Source organism: Paenibacillus suaedae (assembly GCF_032337355.1).
Lineage (GTDB): Bacteria > Bacillota > Bacilli > Paenibacillales > Paenibacillaceae > Paenibacillus_B > Paenibacillus_B suaedae.
The window spans coordinates 377531-389819 of sequence record NZ_JAVYAA010000003.1; the positions used below are offsets into that span (position 1 = coordinate 377531).

Consider the following 12289-nt stretch of genomic DNA (forward strand, 5'->3'; position numbering starts at 1 on the left):
CAGGGAAGCAAATTGAAGAAAATGAGTATTATTCATCGGATTCATGAAGAAGGGGTTGTCGCGGTATTACGGGGAGAGAATTGGCAGCAGGTGGTGCGACTAACCGAGGAAGCCATTGCTGGCGGCATTAAGGTGATTGAGATTACGATGACGGTTCCGCATGCACTTAAGGCGATCGAAGAGCTTGCCAACCGTTATTCATGGAATCATCCTGATTCAGCTCAGCATGCGATAATTGGCGTCGGTACGGTGCTCGATCCTGAAACGGCACGCCAAGCAATGCTAAGCGGCGCTGAATTTGTAGTGAGCCCTACGTTGAATCCAGATACGATTAAGCTGTGCAATCGTTATCGCGTTCCAATCATGCCGGGCGTTATGACCATTCACGATATCCAAAGCGCACTCGATTTAGGAGTGGAGGTCGTAAAGCTGTTCCCGGGAAGTCAATTCGGGCCAGGGATGATCAAGGATATCAAAGGCCCATTGCCTCACGCGAATGTAATGCCGACTGGCGGAGTGAATGTAGAGAACTTGGGCGACTGGATCAAAGCAGGTGCATTTGCGGTAGGAATTGGTTCGGATCTTACGAAGGAAGCCATTGAAACAGGCAATTATACACTCGTTCGTGCCAAGGCTGAACAGTATGTGAAGGCGTTTAAGCAAGCGCGCAAATAAAATAATTATATGAAGCGTTCTCTTGATAGACTCAGAGAACGCTTGTTTTTTATCTAATGCATGAGCTGAGAAAAGTAAAATTCGTTTCAAAATGAACGTTTTTAGTTCTTATTTGCGACTTTCGTTCTTATTACAATGACACTATAGAACAAGACGTATTTTCTCAGAGGAGGAATAAGAAATGAAAGGTAAGAAATCACTAGGAATTAGCGCTAGAGAGACACTAGCTGGCTATATGTTTGTAGCCCCCTTAATGATCGGATTAATGGTCCTAACACTTATTCCTGTTGTGTGCTCTCTATTGCTGAGCTTTACGGAGTGGAATTTCGTAGCGGGATATGGTGCTATTAAATTCGTAGGCTTTGATAATTTTATTCGTTTGTTCCAAGACGATGTGTTTATACAAAGTTTATTGAACAACTTGGTCTTCATCATAACAGTTCCGATAACCTTGATCTTATCGCTGTTGCTGTCGATTCTCATTGACAAACATGTTTATTTCAAGGATGGGTTTAAGGTTGTTTATTTCTTGCCTTATATCTCCAGTGTCGTTGCCGTCGCCATGGTATGGCAGGTTCTTTTCCATCCATCATTAGGTCCGGTAAATCAGCTGCTAATGTCATTTGGCATTGAGAATCCACCTAAATGGTTGGCAGATATCGATTATGCATTGCCTTCCCTCATGATGATTCAAGTTTGGATTATGCTTGGCTATAACATTATTATTTACATTGCTGCGCTGCAGTCCATTCCGAAGGATCTGTATGAAGCAGCGGACATCGATGGCGCAGGAACATGGGTGAAATTCCGCCAGATCACAGTGCCAAATGTTTCACCAACGACCTTTTTCTTGCTAGTAACAGGAATCATCGGTTCCTTCAAGGTGTTCGATCTCATTCAAGTATTAACGCAAGGCGGACCTGCGAATTCAACAAATGTAATCGTTTACGATTTGTATGACACTGCATTCAATCAGTTGAAAACAGGCTATGCCTCTTCGATGGCGCTCATATTGTTCCTCATTTGTTTATTCATAACAGCCGGACAATGGATTGCCCAGAAGAAATGGGTTAACTACTAGAAGAGATCTAGAACGGAGGAACAATATCCATGAAAAAAATTTCGGTTTCAAAGATCATTTTCACAATGATTATGGCTGCTATAGGACTTCTATTCCTGCTTCCTTTCATATGGATGTTATCGACATCATTCAAGCCTGAGGCGGATGTCTTTACATTCCCAATTGAATGGATTCCGAGAAACTGGAATGCACTTGAGAACTATGCGGAAGTGTGGACAGGGAGCTTCGTCAAATATTATGCAAACTCGATTTATGTAACAGTGGCAACCACTGTGCTCAATGTATCTGTGTGCGCACTTGCGGCTTATGGGTTTTCCAAAATCCAGTTCAGAGGAAGAGATACGATGTTTCTTCTCGTCCTCGCGCTTTATATGGTTCCACCTCAAGCTTCATTAGTTCCGCAGTTCCTGCTCTTCCGTTCCTTACATTTGTTTGATTCTCACCTTGGTCTTATCTTGCTGAACGGATTTAGCGTAATTGGAGCTTTCATGCTTAGACAATTCTTTATGAGTGTCAGCAACGAATATATCGAATCAGCCAAAATAGACGGTGCCGGACATGCGCGAAGCTTCTTCCAAATCGCGTTGCCGCTTATTCGTCCAGCCATCGCAACCTATGCGATCCTCAGATTTATTTGGACATGGAACGACTATCAGTATCCGCTGATTTTCTTGAAAAGCAAAGAGTTGTTTACCATTCAGCTTGGAATCAGATTGTTCGGTGACCAATATGGAGATACGTATTCCTTGATGATGGCTGGCGCTGTGTCAGCAATCTTGCCGCTGGTCATTATCTTTATCATCGGTCAGAAGCAAGTGATCGAGGGGATTGCGCTCGGAGGCGTTAAAGGATAGAAATGTTTAAAAGGATAGAAGCACTACAATTAGATAGATAGTTAATTAGAAGAAATGAACCATAGCGTTCATTTCTTTTGTCTTAAGGGGGGAGTATCCGGTCAAAATCGTCTGAGAAAGGTCAAAATATGAAATTGGTCGGTCATATGAAAATAGATATATTTATTAATAAAAGCGTTTTCAACGAGTGTTTTATTCTTTTCATCTATGACCATTACCTGTCCTGAGCTAGTGCATATTAGAAAGGTGGGTTGATATGGGTTTTACAAGACGAAAACCAACAGTGATCATATGGTTTACAGCAGTACTACTAATTGTACTTGCTGTATTCATGATAATTTTAATTAACAAAAAAACTGCATTGCCTGAGAATTGGTTGTTTACAGTGGATGGATACGCTGTGACAGATGAAGAATTTCTATTTTATATCAACGACCAGAGAGCGGTAACAGTAGATTATTTCTACAGAACCTATGGTGCGCAAGTAGATGAAGGCTTCTGGACACGTCAATACGGAAAAAATCAGGAAACACCATCTGAGTATGCCAAAAAATCTGCGATGACTGCATTGCTAAGAGTTAAACAGGAGCAAATTATTGCTGACGAGCGGGATATTGCCCCATACAAAAGTTTTGACGAGCTGAAATCCGACATGGTGGACGAAAACAAGAAGCGGGCTGAGATGGAGGATATAGAGGATACTTACTACGGTTTACCTGAGTTAGATTTATACCAATACATGCAATATGTAAGTGGCGCCCGTTGGCCGGAGTTGGTTGAAACCCAGGTCAAAAAAACGAAAATGGGCGATGCTGAGTTACAAGATGAATATGCTTCAAGGAGCGCAGAATATGTTCGCACTGCTGATGAATTAACGGTCATGCTCGCAACAAATGGACAAGCAATGGAAGAGAAAGTACTAAATCGATTGGATATATCCAAGGATGATACGGAATCTCTACACTTTTGGGAGTCATTGGCGGCCGCTTCTGTAGGTGAGACGGTAATCGGTAAATATATGGGTGAGGATGTCATCGCCACATTAATGACAAAGCCGGAAATAACCAACCTTACACTGGAAAAAGTGAAAGATTCCATGATATACGGGCGGGCTGAATTTGACTTGCGGGCGTTGATTGCATCTAGAACTGATAAGGCGAAGATTGTGTATAACGGCAATCAATTCAATGAATTAGAAGTGAAATAGGTTACATTCTATTCTTACGTTTATATAAATCTGAATCTATTTTGGTTCTCATAGGTTCAGATTTATATAAATATGAATTCATAGAAAAGGAGATTGCCAGATGAGACGATCCAAATGGATGCAAAAAGCTTTATCGATTGTTACGGCAGCAACTTTGACATTCTCAGGTCTGACTGGTTTAATGCCTGTACCTGACGTTTCGGCTGCAGAGAGAGTGGTTGAATCTTTTGACTCTGTTGCACTGGAACTGACACAAGCGACGGATCATGCAGGCAGAGTGAACCTTACTTACAAAGGTGCACCATTAAGCAATCTGATTAAAGGGCCGGTTATCGATGCGTTCAGCTATGATTCAAGCAATTCGAACTTACTAACGGTTGATGAAAACGGAAATGTGGCATTAGCTAATGGTTATACATTTGCTGCCCCAGGTGATCCAGGCATCCCAGTGACGATCACAGCCACGACGAGTTATTATCATGACTCAGATGTGTTATTCATGGAGGACTTCGAGAACAACAATGGTCCGCTGACAGCAACGAGCAAACTTGGTTCATCATTCACACTGTCTGATGCTCAGTCGCGAACTGGTTTGAAAGCGATTACACCAACAAGTTCAACGAATACGGAGAATGTAAGCCAAGACGTGGCTCTGCCAGCCGGAAGCAACTATAAAATGACGGCATGGTATTACGACCCGTTTCCAGATGAGGAGAAGACAGCGACTGCAAGAACCCAATTTGCGATTTTGGATGGTAAAAACGCGACCTTCGCCGGGACATTCTATCAAAGTTCACAGGTCGACGTTATTCATAACCCGACAAAATATACGTGGGCATTTGCACCATCATCAGCCGGCTCAGCAGCGAAACGTTGGAAAGACAGCGGGGTTGAACGTTCCACAGGCTGGCATAAATTTGAGTGGCTCATTACACCGAATGGTGCGACTTTGCAAATTGACGGAATTCCAATTCCTGATTCAGCAAAGTATGATATCTACAAAGCGATGAAGAGCGGTACAACCATTCAGCCTAAAGTTGCTGGAGGGTGGAATAACCAATCAGGCAACATCTCTTATGTTAATAATAAACATCTTATCGACGACTTTTATGTTGTCAAAGACGTCGCTCCAGTAACGGGTACTAGAACATTAACATTGAAGTTAACACCTCCAGGTGGAGTGTCAGATTTGGAAATTATCACTCAACCAGTAGCGGCAAAAGTTAACCTAGGCGAGACAGCAACATTTAGCGTTACGACATCAGCCGCTGCTGCATCATACCAATGGTATGTATCTAACGACGAAACGGGGTTAAACGGGGAGGAAGTCGTCGGAGCCAATGATGCGGTATTAATGCTGACAAATGTTGACTCAGCTACACAGCAAGGTAAGTTTTATTATTGTCTAGTGACTACCGCAGAGGGAGTTGTGAAGTCCCACGCAGCACCGTTGTTGATTCAGACAAATACTGAGGTGAATGCGCCAATTAACCCGACGCTTGACCCGAACACGGGTATTTATACAGGCGGTTCCAATTACGGGGATACCCTTGTAACACTGTTCAAAGATGGTGAACCCGTTGGTTATTATTTATCTAAAAATGGGGGGCCCGACCAGCTTAACAATCATGAAAGACATCATGTTCTGCCATATGCGAGGGCATTGGGAGCGGGTAATTATACCGTTTCAGCCATCGTCATGAATACAGAAAAAAACATTAGTGAAGAAGTTACAGCTAACGGAACATTAATGATCGAGAACTTGTCTACACCGGTAAATGGTAGATGGAACGGTTTCTATGCTACTTGGGAAAGCGTTGCTCATGCATCTGCGTATTCGGTTCAGCTCTTCAGTAATGGAATTGCAAAAGGAAGTCCCGTCGCAGCGACTAGTAATGATGTAGCTCTGTCCCCGAGCTTTGATGATACGTTTAAAGTTAGAGCGATTGGAAGCGCAACAACACGTTTCTTAGATTCTGATGAATCAGGGGAGAGTGCAGCATATTCAGCTCATATTGCGCTAGTCCGTCAGAACGAAACTTTACAGGCAGGGGAGCGTCAACGGCTAATCGTTGACACTGCTGATATGTTCGTAGCTGATAACATTAGCTTTAGCCCAGCAAATAAAGACAAGGATAAGATTGAAGTTGATGCTGCTGGATTCGTAACAGTTAAGAAAGGCTATGTTCCAACAGAAAACGAAGTCGTAACCGTGAATGCCAGTGTTGATTACTTCAATAAGGCGGACACGATGTTCTACGATGGATTTGAAGGGGATAAGAAGTTTACGAATGGTGAGAACGGGTACGTCCAAAGTGACGTGATGTCCCGCACAGGAGCAAGGGCTGCGACAACGAGTGGCGCTGGCCAGGTGGCTACTGTCCCAGGAACCTATAATTACGCCCCTAAAGCCGGCAAGACAACAATCGTCACTGCCTGGTACTACGACGATGGTGGGGTATCATCCGGTGATCACGCGGTATTTGGCTTTACTCCGTCCGCGAATGAACATATTACCATAAATTATGGTAATTCGGATGGCAACTGGGTGGCGAACCAGACCAACTACGCAGTTAGAATCGGATCGACGGGAAGGTTCTATCCAGTCGACGTGAAGCGCAGCAAAGGCTGGCATAAATTCCAATGGTTCGTTACATCAACGGGAACAACCTATAAAATTGATGGACAAGTAATAAAGAGACAAATGGCAGATGGGAGCACATTTAATACTATTGTAGCGAACAATGTTCTTAAGATTGATGCGTTGCAACTTGCTACGAACTGGGGCAATAAAGCCGGAACGATTAAAGATATGCAGAACAAGCATTTTATCGATGACGTATATGTCATGGATAGTGCAGTAACAGCCCAAACAACAACAGCATCTGTTACATTAAAACTCTTACCTAAAGTGTACACTCACTCCGAAGACAGCACTTATGTTCTTGGTTTGGAAGATTATAAAATTACCGTAAATCCTGATTTAGCGGATCTAGCTGGCGTGAAAATCGGTAATACAACCTTAGAACAAGCTGTGGATTATATGGTTAGGGGCAATGTATTAACGATTAACAAACAAGCATTTGTAAGAAACAACATTATGCCAGGAAAATATACCGTTAGACTCGACCTGAACCCTGCTGAAATTACTTTCGAGTTGAACATTGCATCTCGTGAAGCCCGTGATTATTATTTCTCCAATAACGGTGATGATAGTGCCGATGGACGCACACCGAAGACAGCATGGAAATCCATTTCCAAAATAAATGAAAGCGTATTCCTTCCAGGATCAACCATCTATTTGGATGCAAACAGCGTATGGAATGAACAAATCAGACTGCGCGGCAACGGTGAAGAAGGAAATCCGATTACACTTACTAAATATAATACGACCGATCCTAACCAACGACCGATTATTAATGGTGGGGGAACAGCGTCAAGCCCATCAGGTATTACCGTAAACGGTACAATTGAGTTGTACGACGTCAATTATTGGGTAGTCAGTGGAATCGAAGTCACGAACATCGGCACTACAGCAGGTGACGGCCGCTCCGGTATTGCAGTGATGTCTCGTATATCCAAGTTGGGACAAGGTCAATTTAACATTCAGGATTATGCGGATGCTCGTATGCAAGGAATTGTCATTCGAGACAACTATGTTCATGATGTAAATGGACTGCATCAAGCGAATGGAGCGAGTAAGATATCCGGGGGCATCATTATTAATGGTTATGTAGATGTGCTGGTTGAAGGCAATAAGACCCTTCGTTGCGATAATGAAGGTATTCGCAACAATGCTTATGGGCCAAACAACCCGGGGACTAACAACACAGGCCTCACTTGGAGCAACTCAAGCTACCCATGGGCATCTAACGCTGTGTTTAGAAACAACTGGGTATCTAGTTCAGTTGGAGATGGCATTGTTCTGTCCGGCGGGAACAATTCCCTTGTAGAACGAAATGTCGTTACGGACAGTGGATACAGCTATTTAAGCGATAAGAGCGGTAAACTGGTACCGAACTGGGGTTCAAATAATACATCACCAACATATCTTGGTTCACAGAACTATGCCGCAGCTTGGATTATGGCAAGTAAAGGCACGATTTTCCGTTACAATGAAGCTGTAGATAACCCTTATCATGCAAGTAATGACGGTATGGCTTGGGATATCGACAATTATTGTCAGGACAATGTGTATGAATATAACTACAGCCGGAACAACTATGGCGGTTGGTACTTGCAGATGAATGCTGCCAAGGGCAACATCGTTCGCTATAACATTAGCGTGAACGACGGGCGTAGCCCGGATTTTAACAAGAGTTATAACAGTCTTGTATTACTTGCGGGAGGTTCTTCAACAAGCGAGGAATTAAGCGGATTATTCTATAACAATATCATCATCTCTCCATTGAAGAATAACAGTTCGTTAGTGTTTGACCCAGCGGCCTCCAACCTGCATATTTACTTCCAAAATAACATATTTGCTTATACTGGTGCTAACAGCAGCGTTGGTCTGAAAGGCGGCGGAACCTCCGCTCCATTTAAAGCCGGACGGTTTACGAACAACATTGTCTATCCAGCTAATCTTTTTGGAAGTATGAACCCAGGCGGGGGCGGATATTTAGGTGCAGGTGTAACAACAGCTGCCAACCGCTACGTAACGGAAAATGAACTATATTCCATATTGAAAGATTATAAGATTGCACCGGAACATTGGATTGCCAGCAGTGGAACCGTTGATGCTAAGCTTGATTACAGCGTGATGGACGGATTCCGCCTTGCCGATGGCGACAACATAGCCTATGGTTCAGGTGTCAAGGTAATAAGCCCGTATGTTGATCGTGCGAACGCTCTGCCTCATATGACAGAGAGAACGGACTTCTTCGGCAATCCACTAGGCGATAGGGCACCTTCGATCGGCGTGCACAACCCTTATGCGGTAACTTTTGATTCCAATGGTGGCAGTGAAGTTGCGATGAAGTTTGCTGATATAGGGGAGACAATCACCGAGCCAACAACACCAACCAAAGCTAAAAGTAAATTTGGTGGCTGGTTCCGAGATGCAGAATTAACTAATGCGTGGAATTTCGCTACGGATACGATTACAAGCGATATCGTATTATATGCGAAATGGCTTGGAGATAAAGAACTAACTGTAGGGGAAGATCTATTGGGTTTGGAAGTCCCTAAAGGCGCAATGATGAATCAAACAACGGTTACGGCAACTGTGTATGATGAGGCAACTACACAAGACAGCTCGGAGAAGGTTTATTCGGTTATTATTACGAGATTAGAAGATAGAATGGATAACCTCTAGAATCTATAGCGGCATTCCTAATTGATAGGGAAGCAGGATTTACCTCCTGCTTCCCTTAGATTGAAAACAAACACATTGTTCAATTAAATAATGTGTTTGTTTTTTTATCTATTTCTCTATTTTTGAATTAAAACACAGAAATAGGAAAATAGAGTCCTTTTAGTCTCTTAATTTCAGGATTTTTGCTAATTTTTTTATATTTAGACAAGCAAAAGTAAGCCCAATTTTCATATGCATTTTTTCTTTACCAATCATATTCGTATAGCGAAGACCATGAAATTCTTTAGCTGTTCCAAATAATCGTTAACTAGATCATCTAAAGAATAAAAACCAATTTGATCTCGTTTACTTATATCTTGTTTTTTTCAACATCAAAATCGGCTCCTTTTCTCCATTTTACCAAGAAAAAGTATCGAATAATCAGAACTATGTCTACAGTCTGAGGTTGAGAAATTATTTTCTCAACTTTTTTATTCGGTGTTTTTTTATTTTCACTCAATATTTTCTACATTTAAACACTTAGTTTCACAGTAATAGCCTTTGCCGCTAACATAAACTTTTTCTATTTCATTCTTGCTATTGGTTGCTAATTTAACTAATATTTCGGAAGGCGATTGTAAAGAATAACCTTGTTCAAATACATAGACTTCTTTTTGCAAGTAGTGCTGTTCATAAAGGTAGCAAGCTAATGCACCGTTTGAAGTTCCAGTCGCTGCTTCTTCATTGATGTCGTATAGTGGAGCAAAATTTCTGCATATAATTCGATTGTCATTAAAAGTATATAGATGCATTCCGACAACATTATAATACTTGCTGATTTCTTTAATTTTTTCAAAATTAGGTTGCAGTGCATGTAATCGTGTTTCGCTTTTTATAGGAATTAAAATATCTTTTAAGCCCGTGGAGACAATTTGAATTGGGTATTTATTGTCTATAGCTTTAATGTCAAAACAGTGGATGAACTCGTTTGGAGATACAACATCATAGAATATCGGTTTGTTTTGTTCCATGAATATGATGTCATCTTTTATAGTAATAGTAAGAACACCGCTGTTCGTTTCAATCGTATAGCGATTCCTGAAAAGTTTATTTAAATGCATCAGTATCGCGAAAGAGCCAATTGTGGCATGACCACATAAATCAACTTCTTCTTTTGGTGTAAAATACTCAAATTTATAATCAGCAATTTCAGATTCTGATATAAATGCGGTTTCCGCATAGCCCAGTTGCTTGGCTATTTCCATTTTTTGAGTAGTGGTCAATGTATTCTCAATAAATACCACTCCTGCTTTATTTCCGCCTTTATGTTCCTTGCTAAATGCACTTGCAACATAAACGGATATTTTCATAAAACACCTTCCTTCCTCACTTATAGTAAATTGTAGCATAGAAAGCACTACGTATAAATTTTGTTGGATAAAATTGCTATAAAGCAAGAGACAGACTATTTTTTAGCATCTGAACTCTCCAAAAATAGTTTGTCTACAGTCTGAGGGAAGCAGGACTTACCTCCTGTTTCCCTTATATTTTGAATATATCCTCTAATTGGACAATCCGCGAATTGCTTAGGATCCGAGGGATAGTGCCTATAACCATGCCGATCAACATAAGCGACATCATGCTCTACTTTTTTTATAAAGAAGTAAAAATAATCTTACCTGAGTAAAAATTGTCTGCTTTGAACGGATTTTAATCATGTTACGATTATACCGACATTAAGGAAGTTTACTAGCGACATCATCATATGAGGAGGGTCTACATGAAAAAGATAATTCAAACTGTATTAGCAGTATCACTAGCTTTATCGCTAACTGCTTGCGGCAGCAACAATTCCTCTGATTCTTCATCAACTCCGGCAGCAGATGGTACTTCTGCAGGGCAAGTAACATTGAAGCTGAGCACTTGGCAAACTGATGCGAAGGCGCAATGGAGCAAAATCATACCGGAATTCGAGAAGGCGAACCCAGACATCAAAGTAGAGCTTGATCTCCTAAACGAAAAAGGAGATTCGGTTGCATCTATGCAAAAGCTTGATTTGATGGCTGCATCAGATGATCAATTGGATATTATCGAAATGCCGTATACAAACTACTCACAGCGTGCTTCTATTGGTCTGTTGGAACCGCTTGACAGCTACATAGAAAAGGAAGGCTATAAGTACGGTGATGAATACCTAGTAGATACCCACGTGGATGGGAAAATTTTTGCGCTCCCATCCTCTCTGCAGCGTTGGTTCATTCTGTTAAACAAAGACATGCTGGACGCAGCACAATTGCCGGTACCACAAGATTGGACTTGGGCTGATTTCGAAGATTATGCTAAAAAGCTCACGAAAGGTGAAGGCGCTTCCAAAGTGTATGGTACATACTTCCATAACTGGCCAGACCTTTACAACTTGCAGCTAAAGAGTAAAGAAATCGATAACAATTTCTTGAAAGCGGACGGAACCTCGAATGCGAAGGAGCCACTCCTTGCATCCAGCTTGAAAATGCTGAAAACGATGATGTACACAGATAAAACAGCAAATCCTTACGAAGACATTATTTCTCAAAAGCTGCATTATCGTACACAGTTTTTTAACGGTGCAGCAGCGATGGTACCAATCGGTGACTGGATGGTTGCTGAATCGGGCGGTACGGATGCAATCCCTGCAACCTTCCATGCAGCGTTTGCACCCATTCCTAAGCTGGAAGGTACAACTGAGCATTATTCCCCAGTACAACCTACTTACATGGGGGTTGCTGCTAAGTCCAAAAACAAAGAAGCAGCTTACAAATTCGTGAGATGGTATACAACTGAAGGCTTGGAGATCGGTGGTCGTGTATTTTCCGGTTGGGCTAAATCGGATTCCGACAAGTTGACAGAGAAAATCGTCAGCACTTCGAAGGATCCTTCCAAGGTGGATATGGAATCCTTGAAATATACCATGAAAAACACGAAGCCTGGTCAAGCGCCAGTTCCGGTTCCTTACGTTGGTGAGGTCGAGAAAGCTGCCATTGCTGAGGTTGAATTGTACTTGTTAGATAAACAAGATATCGATAAGACAATTGAAAATATGGACAAGAAAATTACAGATGTAATCAATAGTAACAAAAAATAAAAAATATGATCTTGTTGCTTGCCGAAATTAGATAGGATCATTATATATTGGTAAC

Annotated in this window: 7 protein-coding genes and 1 pseudogene; 6 read left to right on the top strand and 2 right to left on the bottom strand. The window is 41.7% G+C overall.

Annotation, left to right across the window (positions count from 1 at the left end):
- Window positions 1-21: 21 nt before the first annotated feature.
- From RQP50_RS15035 to RQP50_RS15055, 5 genes are all read left to right on the top strand, one after another.
- Entirely contained in the window at window positions 22-675 is a 654-nt protein-coding gene (locus tag RQP50_RS15035) for a bifunctional 2-keto-4-hydroxyglutarate aldolase/2-keto-3-deoxy-6-phosphogluconate aldolase (protein WP_394358405.1), read from the top strand.
- 181 nt (window positions 676-856) lie between these two features.
- Window positions 857-1756: a carbohydrate ABC transporter permease gene (locus tag RQP50_RS15040; RefSeq protein ID WP_021255543.1), complete on the top strand. Its 900-nt coding sequence runs from the start codon at window positions 857-859 to the stop codon at window positions 1754-1756.
- A 29-nt stretch (window positions 1757-1785) separates the two neighbouring features.
- Window positions 1786-2610, top strand: coding sequence for a carbohydrate ABC transporter permease (locus RQP50_RS15045; RefSeq protein ID WP_021255544.1), 825 nt, complete (start codon window positions 1786-1788; stop codon window positions 2608-2610).
- A 256-nt stretch (window positions 2611-2866) separates the two neighbouring features.
- Window positions 2867-3817 (top strand): hypothetical protein, encoded by a 951-nt coding sequence (locus RQP50_RS15050; protein WP_315745890.1) that lies wholly within the window; start codon window positions 2867-2869, stop codon window positions 3815-3817.
- Window positions 3818-3917: 100 nt separating this feature from the next.
- Complete coding sequence (locus RQP50_RS15055) at window positions 3918-9134, top strand: InlB B-repeat-containing protein (RefSeq protein ID WP_315745891.1); 5217 nt, start codon at window positions 3918-3920, stop codon at window positions 9132-9134.
- Window positions 9135-9293: 159 nt separating this feature from the next.
- On the opposite strand, the pseudogene RQP50_RS15060 reads toward RQP50_RS15055, so the two are convergent.
- Together RQP50_RS15060 and RQP50_RS15065 are read right to left on the bottom strand one after the other, a co-directional pair.
- A pseudogene (locus tag RQP50_RS15060) lies at window positions 9294-9437 on the bottom strand (transposase); the annotation flags it as partial.
- Between the two features lie 188 nt (window positions 9438-9625).
- On the bottom strand, window positions 9626-10483 hold the full coding sequence (locus tag RQP50_RS15065) for a PhzF family phenazine biosynthesis protein (protein ID WP_315745892.1): 858 nt from the start codon (window positions 10481-10483) through the stop codon (window positions 9626-9628).
- Window positions 10484-10893: 410 nt separating this feature from the next.
- On the opposite strand from RQP50_RS15065, the gene RQP50_RS15070 reads away from it, so the two are divergent.
- Window positions 10894-12234, top strand: a complete 1341-nt coding sequence (locus RQP50_RS15070) for an ABC transporter substrate-binding protein (RefSeq protein WP_315745893.1) — start codon at window positions 10894-10896, stop codon at window positions 12232-12234.
- The last annotated feature ends 55 nt before the right edge of the window (window positions 12235-12289 follow it).

What these genes read in the sequence shown, in the direction of transcription:
- RQP50_RS15035 (WP_394358405.1), top strand. Translation starts at nt 22, where the DNA reads ATGAGTATTATTCATCGGATTCATGAAGAAGGGGTTGTCGCGGTATTA.
- RQP50_RS15040 (WP_021255543.1), top strand. Translation starts at nt 857, where the DNA reads ATGAAAGGTAAGAAATCACTAGGAATTAGCGCTAGAGAGACACTAGCT.
- RQP50_RS15045 (WP_021255544.1), top strand. Translation starts at nt 1,786, where the DNA reads ATGAAAAAAATTTCGGTTTCAAAGATCATTTTCACAATGATTATGGCT.
- RQP50_RS15050 (WP_315745890.1), top strand. Translation starts at nt 2,867, where the DNA reads ATGGGTTTTACAAGACGAAAACCAACAGTGATCATATGGTTTACAGCA.
- RQP50_RS15055 (WP_315745891.1), top strand. Translation starts at nt 3,918, where the DNA reads ATGAGACGATCCAAATGGATGCAAAAAGCTTTATCGATTGTTACGGCA.
- RQP50_RS15065 (WP_315745892.1), bottom strand. Translation starts at nt 10,483, where the DNA reads ATGAAAATATCCGTTTATGTTGCAAGTGCATTTAGCAAGGAACATAAA.
- RQP50_RS15070 (WP_315745893.1), top strand. Translation starts at nt 10,894, where the DNA reads ATGAAAAAGATAATTCAAACTGTATTAGCAGTATCACTAGCTTTATCG.